This is a genomic window from Pseudomonas sp. FP2309 (assembly GCF_030687575.1).
GTDB lineage: Bacteria > Pseudomonadota > Gammaproteobacteria > Pseudomonadales > Pseudomonadaceae > Aquipseudomonas.
The window spans coordinates 3,509,921-3,530,087 of sequence record NZ_CP117439.1 but is presented as its reverse complement, the minus strand read 5'-3'; the positions used below and the strand labels follow the sequence as shown (position 1 = coordinate 3,530,087).

The 20,167-nt window shown below is 60.6% G+C and carries 15 protein-coding genes, 4 tRNA genes and 1 pseudogene; 15 read left to right on the top strand and 5 right to left on the bottom strand.

The genetic code is table 11. The features are described 5' to 3' along the window. Positions 1-28 precede the first annotated feature (28 nt). The 5 genes from PSH59_RS16065 (at position 29) to PSH59_RS16045 (ending at position 7,204) form a co-directional block, all read left to right on the top strand. Positions 29-1,477: an aldehyde dehydrogenase gene (locus tag PSH59_RS16065; RefSeq protein WP_248079660.1), complete on the top strand. Its 1,449-nt coding sequence runs from the start codon at positions 29-31 to the stop codon at positions 1,475-1,477. Between the two features lie 62 nt (positions 1,478-1,539). Next, on the top strand, positions 1,540-3,423 hold the full coding sequence (locus PSH59_RS16060) for a feruloyl-CoA synthase (protein WP_305393166.1): 1,884 nt from the start codon (positions 1,540-1,542) through the stop codon (positions 3,421-3,423). Then, the gene (locus PSH59_RS16055; RefSeq protein WP_305393165.1) at positions 3,420-4,661 is read left to right on the top strand and encodes a thiolase family protein; all 1,242 of its coding nucleotides are present in this window, start codon (positions 3,420-3,422) and stop codon (positions 4,659-4,661) included. Before PSH59_RS16060 ends, PSH59_RS16055 begins: the two co-directional genes overlap by 4 nt. Positions 4,662-4,692: 31 nt before the next feature. Further along, positions 4,693-6,435: an acyl-CoA dehydrogenase gene (locus tag PSH59_RS16050; RefSeq protein WP_305393164.1), complete on the top strand. Its 1,743-nt coding sequence runs from the start codon at positions 4,693-4,695 to the stop codon at positions 6,433-6,435. Between the two features lie 55 nt (positions 6,436-6,490). Then, positions 6,491-7,204: a GntR family transcriptional regulator gene (locus tag PSH59_RS16045; RefSeq protein WP_248079652.1), complete on the top strand. Its 714-nt coding sequence runs from the start codon at positions 6,491-6,493 to the stop codon at positions 7,202-7,204. A 6-nt stretch (positions 7,205-7,210) separates the two neighbouring features. On the opposite strand, the gene PSH59_RS16040 is transcribed toward PSH59_RS16045, so the two are convergent. Both PSH59_RS16040 and PSH59_RS16035 read right to left on the bottom strand, forming a co-directional pair. Beyond that, positions 7,211-8,161 (bottom strand): PDR/VanB family oxidoreductase, encoded by a 951-nt coding sequence (locus tag PSH59_RS16040; protein ID WP_248079650.1) that lies wholly within the window; start codon positions 8,159-8,161, stop codon positions 7,211-7,213. After that, the gene (locus PSH59_RS16035; RefSeq protein WP_248079647.1) at positions 8,158-9,198 is read right to left on the bottom strand and encodes an aromatic ring-hydroxylating dioxygenase subunit alpha; all 1,041 of its coding nucleotides are present in this window, start codon (positions 9,196-9,198) and stop codon (positions 8,158-8,160) included. The genes PSH59_RS16040 and PSH59_RS16035 overlap by 4 nt, the downstream gene beginning before the upstream one ends. Positions 9,199-9,342: 144 nt before the next feature. Between PSH59_RS16035 and PSH59_RS16030 the strand changes: the two are divergent. Continuing rightward, positions 9,343-9,749 (top strand): annotated as a pseudogene (locus PSH59_RS16030) (hypothetical protein). Here PSH59_RS16030 and PSH59_RS16025 read toward each other — a convergent pair. Then, positions 9,746-9,907, bottom strand: coding sequence for a hypothetical protein (locus PSH59_RS16025; protein WP_305393163.1), 162 nt, complete (start codon positions 9,905-9,907; stop codon positions 9,746-9,748). The pseudogene PSH59_RS16030 and the gene PSH59_RS16025 sit on opposite strands and share 4 nt — an antisense overlap. A gap of 210 nt (positions 9,908-10,117) precedes the next feature. Between PSH59_RS16025 and PSH59_RS16020 the strand changes: the two genes are divergently transcribed. Beyond that, complete coding sequence (locus tag PSH59_RS16020) at positions 10,118-10,780, top strand: peptidase C39 family protein (protein WP_305393162.1); 663 nt, start codon at positions 10,118-10,120, stop codon at positions 10,778-10,780. 36 nt (positions 10,781-10,816) lie between these two features. On the opposite strand, the gene pbpG is transcribed toward PSH59_RS16020, so the two are convergent. Together pbpG and folD are read right to left on the bottom strand one after the other, a co-directional pair. Then, positions 10,817-11,740: a D-alanyl-D-alanine endopeptidase gene (pbpG, locus tag PSH59_RS16015; RefSeq protein WP_248079641.1), complete on the bottom strand. Its 924-nt coding sequence runs from the start codon at positions 11,738-11,740 to the stop codon at positions 10,817-10,819. 208 nt (positions 11,741-11,948) lie between these two features. Beyond that, the gene (gene folD / locus PSH59_RS16010; protein ID WP_248079639.1) at positions 11,949-12,803 is read right to left on the bottom strand and encodes a bifunctional methylenetetrahydrofolate dehydrogenase/methenyltetrahydrofolate cyclohydrolase FolD; all 855 of its coding nucleotides are present in this window, start codon (positions 12,801-12,803) and stop codon (positions 11,949-11,951) included. 275 nt (positions 12,804-13,078) lie between these two features. Here folD and PSH59_RS16005 point away from each other — a divergent pair. The 8 genes from PSH59_RS16005 to lon all read left to right on the top strand — a co-directional run bounded on the left by PSH59_RS16005 (position 13,079) and on the right by lon (position 20,142). After that, positions 13,079-13,155: transfer RNA gene (locus PSH59_RS16005), tRNA-Arg, on the top strand. Between the two features lie 32 nt (positions 13,156-13,187). Further along, positions 13,188-13,263: transfer RNA gene (locus PSH59_RS16000), tRNA-His, on the top strand. Positions 13,264-13,319: 56 nt separating this feature from the next. Continuing rightward, a tRNA-Leu gene (locus tag PSH59_RS15995) sits at positions 13,320-13,404 on the top strand. A gap of 77 nt (positions 13,405-13,481) precedes the next feature. Next, positions 13,482-13,557, top strand: a tRNA-His gene (locus PSH59_RS15990). Between the two features lie 593 nt (positions 13,558-14,150). Next, on the top strand, positions 14,151-15,461 hold the full coding sequence (gene tig / locus PSH59_RS15985; RefSeq protein ID WP_248079636.1) for a trigger factor: 1,311 nt from the start codon (positions 14,151-14,153) through the stop codon (positions 15,459-15,461). Positions 15,462-15,552: 91 nt separating this feature from the next. Beyond that, positions 15,553-16,188, top strand: coding sequence for an ATP-dependent Clp endopeptidase proteolytic subunit ClpP (gene clpP, locus PSH59_RS15980; RefSeq protein WP_003174822.1), 636 nt, complete (start codon positions 15,553-15,555; stop codon positions 16,186-16,188). 112 nt (positions 16,189-16,300) lie between these two features. Next, positions 16,301-17,584, top strand: a complete 1,284-nt coding sequence (gene clpX / locus PSH59_RS15975) for an ATP-dependent Clp protease ATP-binding subunit ClpX (RefSeq protein ID WP_010209414.1) — start codon at positions 16,301-16,303, stop codon at positions 17,582-17,584. A 161-nt stretch (positions 17,585-17,745) separates the two neighbouring features. After that, the gene (gene lon / locus PSH59_RS15970; protein ID WP_305393161.1) at positions 17,746-20,142 is read left to right on the top strand and encodes an endopeptidase La; all 2,397 of its coding nucleotides are present in this window, start codon (positions 17,746-17,748) and stop codon (positions 20,140-20,142) included. The last annotated feature ends 25 nt before the right edge of the window (positions 20,143-20,167 follow it).

Genomic DNA, 20,167 nt, shown 5'->3' with positions numbered 1-20,167 from the left:
CCTATAAAGAAAATAAAGAGGAATCACCATGCTGGACGTGCCCCTGTTGATCGGCGGCCAGTCGTGCCCCGCCCGCGACGGTCGTACCTTCGAACGTCGCAACCCGGTGACCGGTGAAGTGGTCTCGCGTGTTGCCGCCGCCACCCCTGAAGATGCCGACGCCGCCGTGGCCGCCGCGCACGCCGCGTTCCCCGCGTGGGCGGCGCTTGCGCCCAACGAACGTCGCACCCGGTTGCTCAAGGCAGCCGAGCAATTGCAGGCGCGCAGCGCCGAATTTATCGCGGCCGCTGGCGAGACCGGCGCCATGGCCAACTGGTATGGCTTTAACGTGCGTCTGGCGGCCAATATCCTGCGTGAAGCCGCGTCGATGACCACCCAGATCACTGGCGACGTCATTCCTTCCGATGTGCCCGGCAGTTTCGCCATGGCCCTGCGTCAGCCATGCGGCGTGGTGCTGGGCATCGCGCCGTGGAATGCGCCGGTGATCCTCGCCACTCGCGCTATTGCCATGCCGCTGGCCTGCGGCAACACCGTGGTGCTCAAGGCCTCCGAGCTGAGCCCGGCGGTGCACCGCCTGATCGGCCAGGTGCTGCAGGACGCCGGCCTGGGCGATGGCGTGGTCAATGTCATCAGCAACGCCCCAGCCGATGCCGCCGTGATAGTCGAGCGGCTGATCGCCAACCCGGCGGTGCGGCGAGTCAACTTCACTGGCTCGACCCATGTGGGGCGGATCGTCGGTGAACTGTCGGCGCGCCACCTCAAGCCTGCACTGCTGGAACTGGGCGGCAAAGCACCGTTGCTGGTGCTCGACGACGCGGATTTGGACGCGGCGGTCGCGGCAGCAGCCTTTGGTGCCTATTTCAATCAGGGCCAGATCTGCATGTCCACCGAGCGCCTGATCGTCGATGCCAAAGTCGCCGATGCCTTTGTTGCCAAGCTGGCGGCCAAGGTCGCCACCCTGCGCGCCGGCGACCCGGCTGCGCCGGAATCGGTGCTGGGTTCGCTGGTGGACGCCAGTGCCGGTACGCGCATCAAGGCGCTGATCGACGACGCATTGGCCAAAGGCGCGCGGCTGGTGGCCGGCGGCCAACTGGACGGCAGCATCCTGCAACCGACCCTGATCGATGGCGTCACCGAGCACATGCGCTTGTACCGCGAAGAGTCGTTCGGCCCGGTGGCGGTGTTGCTGCGCGGCGACGGCGACGAGGCTTTGCTGCGCCTGGCCAACGATTCCGAATTCGGCCTGTCGGCGGCGATTTTCAGCCGCGATACCGGGCGCGCGCTGGCCCTGGCGCAACGGGTGGAATCGGGTATTTGCCATATCAACGGACCCACTGTGCACGACGAGGCGCAAATGCCCTTCGGCGGCGTCAAGTCCAGCGGCTACGGCAGTTTCGGTGGCAAAGCGGCCATCGAGCACTTCACGCAGTTGCGCTGGGTGACCTTGCAGAACGGGCCGCGGCACTACCCGATCTGAGCAGGCGTTGCGACATAACAATCACAAGGCGGCGTTGAACCGCCTTGATGGAGGACATCCTTGTGAGTGCCGAATTCAGACCGCAACCCCAGCCCGAGCAGCACCCGCCGCGATACCGCGCGGTGTCCATCGGCCATGCGCCGGTCGAGGTCACAGAAGAACAGGGCGTGCTGCATATGCGCTCGCTGGAACCCTTGGGCGCCTTGCCCATGCGCTTGCTCGACCGCCTGGTGCATTGGGCCCAGGTGCGGCCCGAGCAGACCTTTATCGCCGCCCGCCAGGCCGATGGCGAGTGGCGCCGCGTCAACTACCGTGAAATGCTCGACAGCGTGCGCGCCATTGCCCAAAGCCTGCTGAGCTATGGGCTGTCGGCACACAAACCGCTGGCCCTGCTGTCGGGCAATGACATCGAACATTTGCAGGTGGCCCTCGGCGCCATGTACGCCGGCATTCCCTACTGCCCGGTGTCGCCGGCGTACGCGTTGCTGTCCCAGGATTTCGCCAAGTTGCGGCATGTCTGCGACCTGCTGCAACCGGGCCTGGTGTTTGTCAGCGATGCAGCGGCCTACAGGCGTGCGATCGAGGCGGTATTGCCGGGCGAGACGCCGCTGATCTGCGTGCGTGGTGAAGTGCCTGGGCGCACTCAGGTCAGCTTTGCCAGCCTGCTGCAAACCCCCGGCGGTACCGAGGCCGACGCTGCGTTCAATGCCACCGGCCCGGACAGCATCGCCAAATTTCTCTTCACCTCGGGCTCGACCAAGCTGCCCAAAGCTGTGATCACCACCCAGCGCATGCTGTGCGCCAACCAGCAAATGCTGTTGCAGACGTTTCCGGTGTTCGGCGAGGAGCCGCCCGTGCTGGTGGACTGGCTGCCGTGGAACCACACGTTCGGCGGCAGCCACAACGTCGGCATCGTGCTCTACAACGGCGGCACCTTTTACCTGGACGAAGGCAAGCCCACGGCCCAGGGTTTCGCCCAGACCCTGCGTAACCTCAAGGAGATTTCGCCCACGGCCTACCTCACCGTGCCCAAAGGTTGGGAGGAACTGGTCAACGCGCTGGAACAGGACGGCGAGTTGCGTGAGCGGTTTTTCGCGCGCATGAAGCTGTTCTTCTTTGCCGCCGCCGGGCTTTCGCAAAGCGTCTGGGACCGCCTCGACCGCGTGGCCGAGAGGCACTGCGGCGAACGCATCCGCATGATGGCCGGGCTGGGTATGACCGAAGCCGCACCGTCGTGCACCTTCACCACCGGGCCGTTGTCGATGGCCGGCTACATCGGCTTGCCCGCGCCGGGTTGCGAAGTGCGCCTGGTGCCGCTGGACGGCAAGCTTGAGGGGCGGTTTCGCGGGCCGCACATCATGCCGGGGTACTGGCGTGCGCCCGAGCAAACTGCCGAGGTGTTCGATGAGCAGGGCTACTATTGCTCCGGTGATGCGATCAAGCTCGCCGACCCCCAGCAACCGCAATGGGGGTTGATGTTCGATGGGCGCATCGCCGAAGACTTCAAGCTGTCTTCCGGGGTGTTTGTCAGTGTCGGACCATTGCGCAATCGCGCGGTGCTGGAGGGCTCGCCGTATGTGCAGGACCTGGTGATTGCCGCGCCGGACCGCGAATGCCTGGGCGCGCTGGTGTTCCCTAGAGCCTATGAATGCCGCCGCCTGGCGGGCCTGAGCGTCGAGGCCAGCGACGCCGAGGTGTTGGACAGCGCGCCGGTGCGCCAATGGTTCAGCGACTGGTTGCAACGGCTCAATCGTGAGGCCACCGGCAACGCCAGTCGCCTGGAATGGATTGCGATCCTCGACGAACCGGCGTCCATCGACCGGGGTGAAATTACCGATAAAGGTTCGATCAACCAACGCGCGGTGCTGCAATGGCGCGCGGCGAAGGTCGAGGCGCTGTATCGCGGCGAAGACCCTACTATTCTGCGCGCCGGGCCCAAGCCGTGAGGGGTGCCGGCCAGTACGCGGCGTTTGCCGATGCCGCGATTATCGAGGCCGTGCGCACGCCCTGGATCGACCTCGGCGGGGCGCTGGCCCAGGTGTCGCCTATTGATCTTGGGATCAAGGTCGGGCGTGAGGTGCTGGCCCGCGCCGGCCTCCAGGCGCAAGCAGTGGACAGCGTGTTGGCCGGCTCCATGGCCCAGGCCAGTTTCGATGCTTACTTATTGCCACGGCATATCGGGTTGTACAGCGGTGTGGCGCAAACGGTGCCGGCGCTGGGGGTGCAGCGCATCTGCGCCACCGGTTTCGAGCTGTTGCGCCAGGCCGCTGAGCAACTGCGCGGCGAGGTGCAATTGGCCTTGTGCGTGGCGGCTGAATCGATGTCACGCAACCCGATAGCGGCCTACACCCACCGGGGCGGGTTTCGGCTCGGGGGCGAGGTGCAATTCAAGGACTTTCTCTGGGAGGCGCTGTATGACCCGGCACCTGGCCTGGACATGATCGCTACCGCCGATAACCTCGCGCGGCGTTATGGTCTGAGCCGCGAGGCGGTGGATCGCTACGCCTGCGACAGTCATCAGCGCGCGTTGCAGGCCCAGGGCGCCGGGGCGTGGGTCGAAGAGATCGTGCCGGTGGAGAACCAGGTGTTCGCGCTGGAGGGCTATCAATCGCGGAGTATCACCCTGGCGCGCCACGCCGGTGTCGTGAGTGAGGACAGCCACCCCCGGCCCACCGACCTGGCGGCCCTGGCACGCTTGCGCGCGGTGCATGCCGACGGCGTGCAAACCGCCGGCAACAGTTGCGCGGTGGTCGACGGCGCAGCCGCCGCCCTGGTCGGGCGTGCGTCCGACTGCACACGCCCGCCGCTGGCCCGGCTGCTGGCCAGTGCCGTGGTGGGTGTGGCTCCCGAGTTCATGGGCATTGGCCCGGCACCAGCGATTCGCCTGTTGCTGCAGCGCAGCGGCCTTACGCTGGACGACATCGGCCGCTTTGAGATCAATGAAGCTCAGGCCGCCCAAGTGTTGGCGGTGGCCCACGAGCTGGAGCTGGACCGCACTCGGCTCAATGTTCAGGGCGGCTCTCTCGCACTGGGCCACCCGCTGGCCGCCACGGGCCTGCGCCTGGTCATGAGCCTGGCCCGGCAACTGCGCGAGCACAACCTGCGCTACGGGATTGCCGCGGCCTGTGTGGGCGGCGGGCAGGGCATGGCACTGTTGATCGAAAACCCCGCCTGGTGCGCTTGACTGCCTATTTTTGATTCGATGAGGTGTGCCGATGTGGAGCTACGAGGCGCCGCTGCGCGATATGCAATTTGTGCTTGAACACTGGCTGCAGGCCCCCGACGCGTGGCGCCGCAACCCGGCGTTCGAAGGCGTGGACCTGGCGCTGGCGTTGCAGGTCGTGGAAGAGGCGGCCCGTTTCAGCCAGGGCGTGCTGGCGCCGTTGAACGCGCCTGGCGATCGCCAGGGGTGCCGTTGGCAGGACGGCCAGGTCAGCACCCCGGACGGTTTTGCAAAGGCGTATCGCGCCTATGTCGACGGCGGTTGGCCGGGGCTGGCCTGCGCCGAGGCCCTGGGCGGCCAGGGCTTGCCGCAACTGCTCGACGCGGCTCTGCAAGAAATGCTCTACGCCAGCAACCACGCCTGGGCCATGTACACCGGCATCGCCCATGGCGCTTACCTGTGCCTCAAAGCCCACGGCGAACCACACTTGCAGGCGCGTTACCTGCCGCAGATCGTCAGCGGTCAGGCCTTGCCCACCATGTGCCTGACCGAGCCCCAGGCCGGCAGCGATGTCGGCTTGCTGCGCTGTCGCGCCGAGCCCCAGGCCGATGGCCGTTATCGCCTGAGCGGCAGCAAGCTGTTTATCTCCGGCGGCGAGCATGACCTCACGGCCAATATCCTGCACCTGGTGCTGGCGCGCCTGCCTGATGCACCGTCGGGCAGTCGCGGGATTTCACTGTTCCTGGTGCCCAAGCGGCTGGACGATGGCCAGGCCAATGGCGTGCGCTGTGACGGCATTGAACACAAGATGGGCATCAAGGGCAGCGCCACCTGTTCCCTGGTGTTCGAGGCGGCGCAGGGCTGGTTGATCGGCGACGCCCATCGCGGTCTGGCGGCGATGTTCGTGATGATGAATTCGGCGCGCGTGCATGTGGGCCTGCAAGGCCTGGGGCACGCCGAGGCCGCCTGGCAGAACGCTCGGCAGTACGCCGCCGAGCGCGTGCAAATGCGCGCGCCGACAAGGCCCGACAGCGCCGCCGCCCAGGCGGCTGATCCCATCTGTTACCACCCGGCCATGCGCCGCGTGTTGTTGGAACTGCGCACCGCCAGCGAGGGCATGCGCGCCATCGGTTATTGGGCGGCGCACCTGCTGGATCAGGCCGAGCACGAGCCAGACGCGCCGGCCGCGCAGTTGGCGCCGTTGCTCACGCCCATCATCAAAGCGTTTTTCACGGAACAGGGCTTTCGCCAGGCCAGCAATGCGTTGCAGGTCTTCGGCGGGTACGGCTACGTCAGCGAGTTCGCCATCGAACAAACCCTGCGCGACAGTCGCATCGCGATGATCTACGAGGGCAGCAACGAGATTCAGGCCAATGACCTGTTGTTGCGCAAGGTGTTGGGGGATGACGGCCGCGCGTTTGGCCTGCTGCTGGCCGAGTTGCGCGTGGAGGCGGAGCAGGGCGCCGAGTCCCGCGAATGCGCGGGATTCGCCCAGGTGTTGGGCGACCTGTGCGACACCTTGGATGCGGTGGTGAGCGGCATACGTATGCAGGCGCAGTGCGACAGTGAATACCCTTACCGGGCCGCGCCGGATTTCCTCCAGCTGTGCGGCGTGGCGTTGCTGGCGTTCGCCTGGGCACGGGCGGCGCGCGTATCCAGGGCCTTGCCCGAAGACGACCCGTTGCGCGCCGCCAAGCTGCAAAGCGCCGGTTTCTTTTTTGATTACCTGCCCTCCCGGCTGGCCGCGCACCTGGGCGCGATAAGCAGTGCGCGTGCCGCACTGGCGTTCGTCTGACGCGAACAGACGCTTGCGGTACTATGGCGGCCCACGTTTTCTGGAAGTTGCCTGGATGAGTAAGCCCGGTCAATTGGTGCTGGTTGCACTGCGCAAGATGATCGCCAGCGGCGAGCTGGCGGCCGGGGAACGCCTGATGGAAATCCCCACCGCGCAGTTGTTCGGCGTGTCGCGCATGCCGGTGCGCATGGCGTTCCGGACCCTTGAGCAGGAAGGGCTGCTGGTGCCGTTTGGCGGGCGCGGCTATCAGGTGCGGTCAGTCAGTGCCAGCGACATCGCCGGCGCCGTTGAAGTGCGTGGCGTGCTCGAAGGGCTGGCGGCGCGCCAGGCCGCCGAGCACGGCTTGTCCAGCGAGGCGCGCGCCGTGCTGGAGCGCTGCCTGGTCGAGGGCGATCAATTGTTCGAGAAAGGCTACGTGACCGAGGATGACCTTGAGGTCTATCACGACCTGAACATGCGTTTTCACCAGGTCATCGTCCAAGGCAGTCACAACCCGGCCATCGCTGACGCCCTGGCGCGCAACGATCACTTGCCCTTCGCCTCGGTGACGGCGCTGGCGGTGGATCGCGAGGACATGGCCCGCGAATTCCGCCGCTTCAACTATGCCCATATGCAGCACCATTCGGTCTTCGACGCCCTGGTCAACCGCCAGGGCGCGCGGGCCGAAGCCATCATGCGCGAGCATGCCAATGCCACATTGCGGTATGCCGAGATCTTCAGTTCGGCCACCGCCGACGCGCGCATGAAGGTGATCCTGCCCGCCTCGTGACGTGGTTCAGATATCGAGCACCAACAGGGCGGTTTTCGCGCGCGAGCAGCAGGGCGTGAACTGATCATTCAGCGCCTGCTCCTGCTCGGTGAGGAACAGGTCGCGGTGCTCCGGCACACCTTCCAGCACGCGGGTCAGGCAGGTGCCGCAAATCCCCTGTTCGCAGGACACGGCAATCTCGATGCCGTGGCTTTCCAGCACCTGCACCACGCTCTTGTCGGCGGGCACCTCGAAGACCTGGCCGCTGCTGCTGAGCTTCACCGAAAAACATCCATCCAGGCGGTTGTCCACCGGTGCCGCCGTGAAGTACTCGCGATGCAGGCAGGCTTCCTGCCAACCCTGGGCCCTGGCACTGTCGAGCACGTGCTGCATAAAGCCGCCCGGGCCGCACACATACAGGTGCACATCGCCGGCCGGTGCCGCCAGCACGTGGGCGACATCCAGCGCCGTGTCGGGTTGCTCGTCGAAATGCAGGAACACCCGTTCGGCAAACGGCGACGCTTTCAGGCGCTCGACAAAGGCCGCCCGCTCACTGGACCGGGCACAGTAATGCAGCTCGAAGTCAGCACCGCTATGGGCCAGGCGCTCGGCCATGCACAGGAGCGGTGTGATGCCGATGCCACCGGCAAACAGCAGGCTGCGCCGGGCGTCGTGGACCAGGGGGAACAGGTTGCGCGGTTCGCTGATGCTCAGGCGAGCGCCTTCGTGCACCTGTTCATGCAAACCACGGGAGCCGCCGCGTGAGGCCGGGTCCTTGAGCACGCCGATCACGTAGCGATGACGCTCCTGCGGGTGATTGCACAGCGAGTACTGGCGCACCAGCCCGTCCGGCAAGTGCACGTCAATATGCGCACCGGCACTGAAGGCCGGCAGCGGGCTGCCATCGACGCTGGCCAGTTCATAAGTGCAAATATCCAGCGCTTCGGTGTTGCGCGATGCCACCACGACCTCAATCATGTCGGCTCTCCGGCGCGTTCCCGGGCAATCAAGCGCTCCAGGACCTTGCGCGACTGCACGCCGCCTGCATCGATATTGAGCTTGAGCAGGTTGCGCGTCGGGTGGGCCAGCAGGTTCTGCTGTTGGCGCTCGAGCATCTCCAGGTCTTCGCTGAAAATCTTGCCCTGGCCTTCGCGGATGCTGGCGGTCAGCGCCTCATCCTTAGGGTTGAAATTGCGCGCCATGCCCCAGAAATACCAGATCGAGGTGTCGGTCTGCGGGGTGATGAAGTCCACCACGATGCTCGCCGCTTTGTGCTCGGCTGCGGCGTGGTAGCCGCCCTTGCCGGCATGGGCCACGCCGACTTCGATCAGCACGTGGCTGGGTGGGGTGAAACGGCAGATCTGCCAGCGGTCCACCGGCACATCGTCGGCCAGGTTGTTGCCGCGCAGAGCCATACGCCAGAAGGGCGGGGCCATGATGTTCTCCATGTGCCGCGCAGTGACCACCTCGTCACCGTTGACCGTAGTGACGGGCGGCGCTTCGTCGATTTCCTTTTGGCCGATGCTGGAGGCGTGCACGTAGGTTTCGTGGGTCAGGTCCATCAAATTGTCGATCATCAGGCGGTAATCGCACTGGATATCGAACAGCCCGCCGCCATAGGCCCACTCATCACTTACGGCCCATTCCAGGTGGTGGATCAAGGCGGGGTCGGCCAAGGCCTGATCGCCCGGCCACACCCAGATAAAGCCGTAGCGCTCAACGGCGGCAAAGCTTTTGTTGCAGGGAAAGCCGCGCACCCGCTGACCTGGCATGTCGACGGTCTTGCCATCGCAGCCCATGACCAACCCGTGATAGCCGCACACCAGGTTGCCGTTTTCGACATAACCCAGCGACAGCGGCGCGCCGCGGTGGGGGCAGAAATCCTCGATCGCCACCACGGCGCCCTCCAGGCCACGGTAAAACACCATCTTTTCCCCGCAGATCTGCCGGCCCAGGGGCTTTTGCGCGATCTCATCGGGGGTGCAGGCGACATACCAAGTGTTCTTGGGGTACATGATGACTCTCCAGGCGATGGATTATTCTTGTTTAATGGATCCATTAGAGTGGAGGTGATTGAGGTGGTCAAGGCGTAATAAGTGCTTTATTGGGCGATTATCGGACGTTGGATTTCTAGTGGATCCATTGTTGTGTGGCCCAAGGTGCTTGCGCCACTGTTGTTGATCCCCGCGCTCGGCGCTGTGTTGCTGCTGTCAGCCTGCGCCAGCCCGATTCCCAAGGCGGGCTCGAGCGAAACCTGGATCGGTTTGAAAGAAGAGACGCCGAATGACCCGAACGCGTAGACGGCAAGCGCGTGGATGACGGGCGCTTTTTCTAAGTGGCACCGGGGAATCATCGTTTGGACGTGACGTTGTTCGAAGAACAGCCGGGCGACGACAATCAGCAAAACTGCCAGGGGGGGGGGCGGGGCGAGTACAGGCACTTCAAGGCGGGTGAACACTACACGCTGGTGGAATCCAGCCTGGGCAGCAGCGTGCGCGCATCCCTGACCGATGGCCACGGTCAGGACGTTGCGGCGACCCAGGACTTCGCTTGCATGCCTGGCTAGGCGTGGTGCGCCGTCGCCTTGTGGGGTTTGGCTCTTAAGTCGTGTTTGACGTGGGGGGGATGGTGCCGACGGGTAATGCGCAACACTCCCCACAACATGGCGGCGGCCACCGCCAGCCAGCCGGAAATCAACATCACAATCGTTGTTGCAAGGCTCATTCTGGCCTCCTTTGCCCCGCTGGGGGCACACACAGTCTTCTCAATGGACAGGCTAGTTGTCAGGCGGTTGCCTGCTATTGACCAATGGTCGTGTCCTTTCAACTTCTTTGCTCTATCCGGACCCTTTCACCCTGACTTCGGGCTATACCTGCGTGGCAGAGCGTCCTATGATCGGGGCCCTTACCGGCAGTTGATCAAGCGAGTAAAACATTGCGGTTACGGTCGAACTTTCAAACGTCCCTGCTGCTGGCCTGCACCTTGGGCTTGGCGGCCTGCTCCGGGCATCCGTCCAAACTGGCGGGCCTGCCGGAGCGTGTCGAACTCAATGGTGTGCCGACCTTTCGCAGCGAGGCTTATCAGAGCGGTCCTACGGCGTTAGCCAGCATGCTGTCGCAACAAGGCATTGTCATGACACCGGGCTTGCTGGATAAGCCTTTGCATTTGCCGGGCGGCGAAGCGGATCTTGAGCGCACTATGCAGGTGCTGGCGCGTGAGTATGGGCTGCTGGTGTACCCGTTGGATGCCAGGCTGACGGCTGTGCTGGCGCAGGTGGCGGCGGGTTATCCGGTGATGGCGCGGGTGGGCGGGGGGCTCTGGTCTGATGCGCGCTACGTGGTCGTAGTGGGGTTCAATCAACAGAAAAGCACGGTGCTGTTACGTTCGGGTATGGACCGACGGCTGTTGATGAGCTTCAGCGATTTTGAGTCGAAGTGGAAAAGCGCCGGGAACTTCGCAATCCTCATTCAGCGCCCCAGCCAATTGCCGGCCAATGTGGACGCGCAGCGCTGGCGTGAGGCGGCGAATGCGACCGCCCAGGCCGGTCAGGAGCGGGCGGCGGCGCAGGCGCTCAAGGTGCTGGCGGAACGAAAGTAAAAAAAAGGCGCTCAAAGCGCCTTTTTTGTGGGCCGGTTATCGATGTGCTTGCGCTGCATTGGGTCGGTTCTTGAGGTTTTTGTCGGCTTTGTAGCGCAACGCGACGTCCGGCACCGCGCCGCCTTTACCGGTTTCGACCCAACTGCGGATGCGGCTGGCATCGGCGAAGTGCGTGAACTTGCCGAAAGCGTCCAGGATCACCAGCGACACCGGGCGATTCCCCATACTGGTCACTAGCACCAGGCAATGACCGGCCTGGTTGGTGAAGCCGGTCTTGGTCAGCTTGATGTCCCAGTTGGCCCGGTTGATCAGGTGGTCAGTGTTGGAGAAACCCAGGGTGTAATTGGGTTTGCGGAACGAAACGGTCTTTTCCTTAGTGGTGCTTAACTGGCTCAGCAGCGGGTAATGGCGTGCGGCAGCCAACAGCTTGCTCAGGTCGCGCGCGGTGGACACGTTGTGGATCGACAGGCCGGTCGGCTCTACATAGTGGGTGCTGGTCATGCCCAGCGCCTTGGCCTTGGCGTTCATGGCCGCGATAAATGCAGGGTAGCCGCCCGGGTAGTGGTGGGCCAGGCTGGCGGCGGCGCGGTTTTCCGAGGACATCAGGGCAATCAGTAGCATTTCCTTGCGCGGCATTTCGCTGCCGATTTTCACGCGGGAGAACACCCCTTTCATTTCCGGCGTGTCCTTGATGTTGATGTCGATGTACTCATCCATGTTCTGCTTGGCTTCAAGCACGATCAGGCCGGTCATCAGCTTGCTCACCGACGCGATCGGCACCACCACGTCAGGGTTGCTGGCGTAGATGATCTTGTTGGTCTGCAGGTCCACCAGCATGGCGCTGCCGGAAGCGATCTGTAATTTGGATGGATCACGCGGCGCGAGGGTGGATTCGGCGGCGTGCGCAAAGGTGCCTGTGAACGCAAAAAACAGGCTGACAATAGAAAGACGAATATTCACGCGGATGAACTCGCTAAAAAGGTAAAGAAATACCGTTGGGCAACGGGTTTATGACAAATGGCGTTACATTTTAGGAGTATGGATCAGAAACTGTCGAATGTTCTTCTGCATCCAGACGAAAGTGCTTAAAAAATAAGAAAAAACAGGTTTTATTCAAGGCAATAAAAAGCCCTGCGATAAGGCAGGGCTTTTTCAGTACGGCTGGTTATTAACCGTGAAGGGTCTCTGCGGCATACAGGGTGTTTTCCAGCAGGCAGGCGCGGGTCATCGGGCCGACACCGCCGGGCACCGGGGTGATCCAGCCGGCGCGGGGCAGGGCGGTGTCGTACACCACGTCGCCGACCAGCTTGCCGTCTTCCTGACGGTTGATGCCCACGTCGATGACGATGGCGCCTTCCTTGATCCACTCACCTTTGACCAGCCCCGGCTTACCGGCGGCCACCACCACCAGGTCGGCGCGGCCGACGTGGCCCGCGAGATCCTTGGTGAAGCGGTGGGTCACGGTGACGGTGCAGCCGGCCAGCAGCAGTTCCATGGCCATCGGGCGACCGACGATGTTGGACGCGCCGACCACGACCGCGTCGAGGCCGTACAGGTCGACACCGGTGCTTTCCAGCAGGGTCATGATGCCCTTGGGCGTGCACGGACGCAGCAGCGGGATGCGCTGGGCCAGGCGACCGACGTTATAAGGGTGGAAACCGTCGACGTCTTTGTCCGGACGGATGCGCTCCAGCAATTTGGATGCGTCCAAGTGCTCGGGCAGCGGCAATTGCAGCAGGATGCCATCGATCGCCGGGTCATCATTGAGGCCGTCGATCAGGTCGGTGAGGGCCTGCTGAGTGGTCTCGGAAGGCAAGTCGTAGGCCTTAGAGATAAAGCCGACCTCTTCACAGTCTTTACGCTTGTGCGAGACATAAACCTGAGAGGCAGGATCGCTGCCGACCAGGATCACCGCGAGGCCCGGAGTGCGCAGGCCTTGCCCGCTGCGCTCGGTGACGCGTTTGGCGATCTGCTGGCGCAGGCTGGCGGCGATTGATTTGCCGTCGATAAGTTGTGCAGTCATTACGCGTGATTAACCATCGAGAGGGGGAAGAAAAGTGCGCGCATTCTCGCACGCCAAGACGTGAGGGCAAAGGCGCTTGGTCTGCAAATTGCCCTAACCCCTTAAATAAAATGAATTTTTTTCAAAAAAGATTTGACGGGTTTCCAGGCCCTCTATACTATTCGTCGCACTTGTCGGGCACAGCCTAGCACTGGTTAAGAAGGTCAAGCAGAATGGTTGTTCTGTAAGGCTGGAAGCACTTAGTTTGTAATCCTCCAAGAGTACAGATTAATAAGGCGCCCGTAGCTCAGCTGGATAGAGCATCCGCCTTCTAAGCGGATGGTCGCAGGTTCGAGTCCTGCCGGGTGCGCCATTAGGCAGCTTTGGCACAAGTAGCGCGATATGGTGGGCGTAGCTCAGTTGGTAGAGCACGGGATTGTGACTCCCGTTGTCGAGGGTTCGATCCCCTTCGTCCACCCCATATTTCAAAAGGCGCCAGATTAATCGTCTGGCGCCTTTGCTTTAAGAGCTTCAAGCGCGGATGTGGTGGAATTGGTAGACACACTGGATTTAGGTTCCAGCGCCGCAAGGCGTAAGAGTTCGAGTCTCTTCATCCGCACCAAATAAAGCTTTGCTCTGTCATAAGGCGGGGTGAGCTTCAGTAAGGAAAATGTTCGAGTTCCTTGTTGATGCAATATGGTGGGCGTAGCTCAGTTGGTAGAGCACGGGATTGTGACTCCCGTTGTCGAGGGTTCGATCCCCTTCGTCCACCCCATATTTTAAAAAGCGTCAGATCAATGGTCTGGCGCTTTTTTTTGCCTTCGATAAAAGTCCGGCGTTGTGTTGGTGGAGGTTATTCCGTGCGCGGTGTCCGGCAGTTATAGGCGTCAAGAAAAAAGCAAGCATTCTCAATGCCTTGGCGTTAGAATCGTTGCCGGTTTTGAACGTGTAGAACTGATGCTCGTCTATATAGAGGTCAGTACCGCTATCAGATAGCGACAACGGCGCGGCACCTCAAGCAGGGCTGTGCCGTTTTTGTTTAAGCGTTTTGGTTTTCCAGTGCGGGCGTTCATCGTATTTGTGTTTCTCGATGCTGCGGCCTGCCCGTCGGTCTTGTTCGCAAGGCCGGCTGTCGGGGGCTGCTTCCCATCTCTTCTATATATAGAAGGGTTGATGCAGAGCCCTGGCGTGATGAGCTGTATTTGCTAATGGGTGCAGGTGCATGCGTGCACTTGAGCCTACAAATTGCCTGCTGTTTTTTTACCCGTTTCCAGTAGGGTGACTTCTTGAGTTTGACCCTCTAGAATGCATGCCCTTGATTCTGGGGTCGGAAACGGCCGGCTAACGTCTGTGCAACGAGGAATATCCATGCAAGTTTCTGTTGAAAATACTACTGCTCTCGAGCGCCGCCTGAGCATCACCGTGCCAGCAGAACGCATCGAGACTGCGGTCAACAAGCGTCTGCAGCAGACTGCCCAAAAGGCCAAGATCGCTGGTTTCCGTCCGGGCAAAGTGCCGATGAGCGAAATCAAGCGCCGTTTTGGTGCTGATGCACGTCAAGAAGCGGTCGGCGACGTGATTCAGGCTTCTTTCTACGAAGCCGTTGTTGAGCAAAAGCTGAACCCGGCTGGCTCGCCTTCGATCGAGCCTAAGTCCCTGGAAGCGGGCAAGGACCTGGAATATGTTGCCGTATTCGAAGTGTTCCCGGAGTTCGAAGTGGCTGGTTTTGAAGGCATCGAAATCGAGCGCCTGAGCGCCGATGTCGCTGATTCCGATCTGGACAACATGCTGGAAATCCTGCGCAAGCAGAACACTCGTTTTGAAGTGGCTGACCGTGCCGCTCAGAACGAAGACCAGTTGAACATCGATTTCGTCGGCAAGGTCGACGGCGAAGTGTTCGCTGGCGGCTCCGCCAAGGGCACTCAGTTGGTGCTGGGTTCCAACCGTATGATCCCTGGTTTTGAAGACGGCCTGGTTGGTGCCAAAGCCGGTGAAGAGCGCGTGCTGAGCCTGACCTTCCCTGCGGATTACCAGAACCTGGACCTGGCCGGCAAAGCCGCCGAGTTCACCGTGACCGTCAACAGCGTTTCCGAGCCTAAGTTGCCTGAGCTGAACGAAGAATTCTTCGCTCAATTCGGTATCAAGGAAACCGGCATCGAAGGCTTCCGCACCGAAGTTCGCAAGAACATGGAGCGCGAGCTGCGCCAGGCCATCAAGTCCAAGGTCAAGAATCAGGTGATGGACGGCCTGCTGGCAACCAACCCGATCGAAGTGCCTAAGGCGCTGCTGTCCAACGAAGTGGATCGCCTGCGCGTTCAAGCTGTTCAGCAGTTCGGTGGCAACATCAAGCCTGATCAACTGCCGGCCGAGCTGTTCGAAGAGCAAGCCAAGCGCCGCGTTGTGCTGGGCCTGATCGTGGCTGAAGTGGTCAAGCAGTTCGATCTCAAGCCTGACGAAGACCGTGTTCGCGAAATGATCCAGGAAATGGCTTCGGCCTATCAGGAGCCTGAGCAGGTTGTGGCGTGGTACTACAAGAACGACCAGCAACTGAACGAAGTACGTTCGGTTGTGCTGGAAGAACAAGTTGTGGATACTGTTCTGCAGAAGGCTAAGGTGACCGATAAAGCGGTCTCTTACGAAGAAGCAGTCAAACCGGCGGAAGCAGCACAAGCCGACTGATTGTCCAACTCGTTGGAAATACAACCATAAGCCAGCCTCGCGCTGGCTTATGCGTTTTCAAGACATGACTATTTGGGAGTAACTGCAGAGCATGTTCCGTAATTCCTATATTCAGCAGAACTCTGATATCCAGGCCGCAGGCGGTCTGGTCCCGATGGTTGTCGAGCAGTCCGCTCGTGGCGAACGCGCCTACGACATCTACTCGCGCCTGCTCAAGGAGCGAGTGATCTTTCTGGTGGGCCCGGTAGAGGACTACATGGCCAACCTGATCTGTGCGCAACTGCTGTTCCTTGAAGCGGAAAACCCGGACAAGGACATCCATCTCTACATCAACTCGCCGGGCGGCTCGGTGACAGCGGGCATGTCGATCTACGACACCATGCAGTTCATCAAGCCGAACGTATCGACGACCTGCATTGGCCAAGCGTGCAGCATGGGCGCGTTCCTGCTGACCGCAGGTGCCGAGGGCAAGCGTTACTGCCTGCCGAACTCGCGCGTGATGATTCACCAGCCACTGGGCGGTTTCCAGGGCCAGGCGTCGGATATCGAAATCCATGCCAAGGAAATCCTCTTCATCCGCGAGCGCCTGAACACGCTGATGGCAAAACACAGCGGGCACACCCTGGAAGAAATCGAGCGCGACACCAACCGCGATAACTTCATGAGCGCCGAAGCGGCACGTGAATACGGGTTGATCGACGCAGTGATCGAAAAGCGCCCCGCTTAATATAAGCAGCTCAAAATAAGGCTGGTCGGTTTTTCCGATCATCGGCGGGCTTGAAAAAGCCCGCATAAGCCTTCATCTTGTGTTGCAAGCCTATCGGATTTGGATCGAACGAATGACTGACACCCGCAACGGCGAGGACAACGGCAAGCTGCTCTATTGCTCCTTCTGTGGCAAAAGCCAGCATGAAGTGCGCAAATTGATTGCCGGCCCCTCGGTCTTTATCTGCGACGAATGCGTCGACCTGTGCAATGACATCATCCGAGAGGAGGTGCAGGAAGCCCAGGCCGAGAGCAGCGCGCATAAATTGCCTTCGCCTAAAGAAATCAGCGGCATCCTTGACCAATACGTCATCGGTCAAGAGCGTGCAAAGAAGGTTCTGGCCGTAGCGGTATACAACCACTACAAGCGCTTGAACCAGCGTGACAAGAAAGGCGACGAAGTTGAGCTCGGCAAGAGCAACATCTTGCTGATCGGTCCTACAGGCTCGGGTAAAACCTTGCTTGCAGAAACCCTCGCTCGTCTGCTGAACGTTCCGTTTACCATCGCCGACGCCACCACCCTCACCGAGGCTGGCTATGTGGGTGAGGACGTCGAGAACATCATTCAGAAATTGCTGCAGAAGTGCGACTACGACGTAGAGAAGGCCCAAATGGGTATCGTCTACATCGACGAAATCGACAAGATCTCGCGTAAGTCCGACAACCCGTCGATCACCCGGGACGTTTCCGGTGAAGGCGTGCAGCAGGCCCTGTTGAAACTGATTGAAGGCACGGTCGCTTCCGTACCGCCGCAAGGTGGCCGTAAGCACCCGCAGCAGGAATTCCTTCAGGTTGATACGCGTAACATCCTGTTTATCTGCGGTGGTGCGTTCTCCGGCCTGGAAAAGGTTATTCAGCAGCGTTCCACTCGTGGCGGCATTGGTTTCAGTGCTGAAGTGCGCAGCAAGGAAGAAGGCAAGAAGGTCGGCGAGTCCCTGCGTGAAGTCGAGCCTGACGATTTGGTCAAGTTCGGTCTGATCCCGGAATTCGTTGGTCGTCTGCCGGTTCTGGCGACGTTGGACGAGTTGGATGAGGCGGCTTTGATTCAGATCCTCACTGAGCCGAAGAACGCCCTGACCAAGCAATACGCCAAGTTGTTCGAGATGGAAGGCGTGGATCTCGAGTTCCGTACCGACGCACTTAAATCGGTGGCCAAGCGGGCACTGGAGCGCAAGACCGGTGCACGTGGTCTGCGTTCTATCCTCGAAGGCGTTTTGCTCGACACCATGTACGAAATCCCCTCGCAATCCGAGGTGAGTAAAGTGGTCATCGACGAAAGCGTTATAGAAGGTAAGTCCAAGCCACTGTATATCTACGAAAACAGTGAGCCGGCTGCCAAGGCTGCGCCAGACGCGTAAGCGTTTCGCAGTTTCGGTAAAAACAAGGGGCCTTTAGGGGCCCCTTTGTTTTTTATGCAAATTTTTACTGTGTTTAACTGCTGGCATTAAGCTTGTTTTTTTTGCATGCAACCCCCATCTTGGTTTCAAGCTAATTTTTCAACTGTCATAGAGGCGAAATCATGAAGACAACCATTGAATTGCCTCTCCTGCCGTTGCGTGATGTCGTCGTGTATCCGCACATGGTTATCCCGCTGTTCGTGGGGCGCGAGAAGTCTATCGAAGCCCTCGAGGCCGCGATGACGGGCGACAAGCAGATCCTGCTGTTGGCCCAGAGAAACCCTGCTGATGATGATCCAGGCGAAGACGCCCTGTATCGCGTCGGCACCATTGCCACTGTCCTGCAATTGCTCAAGCTGCCTGATGGCACCGTCAAGGTGCTGGTGGAAGGCGAGCAGCGCGGTTCGGTAGAGCGTTTCATGGAGGTGGATGGCCACCTGCGCGCCGAAGTGGCACTGATCGACGAAGTCGAAGCCCCTGAGCGCGAGTCAGAAGTCTTTGTACGCAGCCTGCTCTCGCAGTTCGAGCAGTATGTGCAGTTGGGTAAGAAAGTCCCGGCTGAAGTCCTGTCGTCCCTCAACAGCATTGATGAGCCAAGCCGTCTGGTCGACACGATGGCTGCGCACATGGCGCTGAAGATCGAGCAGAAGCAGGACATCCTTGAAATCATCGACCTGCCCGCCCGTGTCGAACACGTGCTGGCGCTGCTTGACGCCGAAATCGACCTGCTGCAGGTTGAGAAGCGCATTCGTGGTCGCGTGAAAAAACAGATGGAGCGCAGTCAGCGCGAGTACTACCTGAATGAGCAGATGAAGGCCATTCAGAAAGAACTTGGCGACAGCGAAGAGGGTCACAACGAAATCGAAGAGCTGAAAAAGCGCATCGATGCCGCCGGCTTGCCTAAAGATGCCCTGACCAAGGCCAATGCCGAGCTGAACAAGCTCAAGCAAATGTCGCCGATGTCGGCCGAAGCCACCGTAGTGCGCTCGTACATCGACTGGCTCGTGCAAGTGCCGTGGAAGTCCCAGACCAAAGTGCGTCTGGACCTGACTCGCGCGGAGGAGATTCTCGACGCAGATCATTACGGCCTCGAAGAAGTCAAAGAGCGCATTCTCGAATACCTCGCCGTGCAAAAGCGCGTGAAGAAAATTCGCGGTCCAGTGTTATGCCTGGTCGGCCCTCCAGGTGTGGGTAAAACTTCCCTCGCCGAGTCGATCGCCAGTGCCACCAATCGCAAATTCGTGCGCATGGCCCTTGGTGGTGTGCGCGACGAAGCGGAAATCCGTGGTCATCGCCGTACGTACATTGGTTCGATGCCGGGAAGATTGATTCAAAAGATGACTAAGGTGGGGGTGCGTAACCCGCTGTTCCTGCTCGATGAAATCGACAAAATGGGCAGTGACATGCGCGGCGATCCCGCATCGGCGCTGCTTGAAGTGCTCGATCCCGAGCAGAACCACAATTTCAACGATCACTACCTTGAAGTCGACTACGACCTCTCCGACGTGATGTTCCTGTGCACCTCCAACTCCATGAACATCCCGCCTGCGCTGCTGGACCGCATGGAAGTGATTCGTTTGCCGGGCTACACCGAAGACGAGAAGATCAACATTGCGGTCAAATACCTCGCGCCCAAGCAGATTTCGGCCAATGGCCTGAAAAAGGGTGAGATTGAATTCGACGTCGAGGCGATTCGCGACATCGTGCGTTACTACACCCGCGAGGCCGGTGTACGGGGCCTTGAGCGTCAGGTGGCGAAGATTTGCCGCAAAGCGGTCAAGGAGCATGCGCTGGAAAAACGTTTCTCGGTGAAGGTCACTGCCGACGCTCTGGAACACTTCCTGGGTGTGAAAAAATTCCGCTACGGCCTGGCCGAGCAGCAGGATCAGGTAGGGCAGGTGACAGGTCTGGCGTGGACTCAGGTGGGTGGCGAATTGCTGACCATCGAAGCCGCCGTGATTCCTGGCAAGGGCCAGTTGATCAAGACCGGCTCTCTGGGTGACGTGATGGTCGAATCCATTACCGCCGCGCAAACCGTCGTGCGCAGCCGCGCCAAGAGCCTGGGTATCCCCCTGGACTTCCACGAGAAGCATGACACCCATATCCACATGCCTGAAGGGGCAACGCCTAAAGACGGTCCCAGTGCCGGTGTAGGCATGTGCACGGCACTGGTATCAGCATTGACCGGCATCCCGGTGCGCGCCGATGTGGCCATGACCGGCGAAATTACCCTGCGTGGTCAGGTATTGGCGATCGGGGGCCTGAAAGAGAAATTGCTCGCTGCACATCGGGGTGGTATCAAGACCGTGATCATTCCTGAAGAGAATGTTCGCGACTTGAAGGAAATTCCTGAGAACATCAAGCAGGATCTTCAGATTAAACCGGTTAAATGGATTGACGAGGTCCTGCAAATTGCGCTGCAATACGCGCCGGAGCCCTTGCCGGATGTGGCTCCGGAGATTGTCGCTAAGGACGAAAAACGAGAGTCTGATTCCAAGGAAAGAATTAGCACGCATTAATGTGTTAAAGCCTGGGGGCTTCCTT

What these genes read in the sequence shown, in the direction of transcription:
- PSH59_RS16065 (WP_248079660.1), top strand. Translation starts at nt 29, where the DNA reads ATGCTGGACGTGCCCCTGTTGATCGGCGGCCAGTCGTGCCCCGCCCGC.
- PSH59_RS16050 (WP_305393164.1), top strand. Translation starts at nt 4,693, where the DNA reads ATGTGGAGCTACGAGGCGCCGCTGCGCGATATGCAATTTGTGCTTGAA.
- PSH59_RS16045 (WP_248079652.1), top strand. Translation starts at nt 6,491, where the DNA reads ATGAGTAAGCCCGGTCAATTGGTGCTGGTTGCACTGCGCAAGATGATC.
- PSH59_RS16040 (WP_248079650.1), bottom strand. Translation starts at nt 8,161, where the DNA reads ATGATTGAGGTCGTGGTGGCATCGCGCAACACCGAAGCGCTGGATATT.
- PSH59_RS16035 (WP_248079647.1), bottom strand. Translation starts at nt 9,198, where the DNA reads ATGTACCCCAAGAACACTTGGTATGTCGCCTGCACCCCCGATGAGATC.
- PSH59_RS16025 (WP_305393163.1), bottom strand. Translation starts at nt 9,907, where the DNA reads ATGAGCCTTGCAACAACGATTGTGATGTTGATTTCCGGCTGGCTGGCG.
- folD (WP_248079639.1), bottom strand. Translation starts at nt 12,803, where the DNA reads ATGACTGCACAACTTATCGACGGCAAATCAATCGCCGCCAGCCTGCGC.
- tig (WP_248079636.1), top strand. Translation starts at nt 14,151, where the DNA reads ATGCAAGTTTCTGTTGAAAATACTACTGCTCTCGAGCGCCGCCTGAGC.
- clpP (WP_003174822.1), top strand. Translation starts at nt 15,553, where the DNA reads ATGTTCCGTAATTCCTATATTCAGCAGAACTCTGATATCCAGGCCGCA.
- clpX (WP_010209414.1), top strand. Translation starts at nt 16,301, where the DNA reads ATGACTGACACCCGCAACGGCGAGGACAACGGCAAGCTGCTCTATTGC.
- lon (WP_305393161.1), top strand. Translation starts at nt 17,746, where the DNA reads ATGAAGACAACCATTGAATTGCCTCTCCTGCCGTTGCGTGATGTCGTC.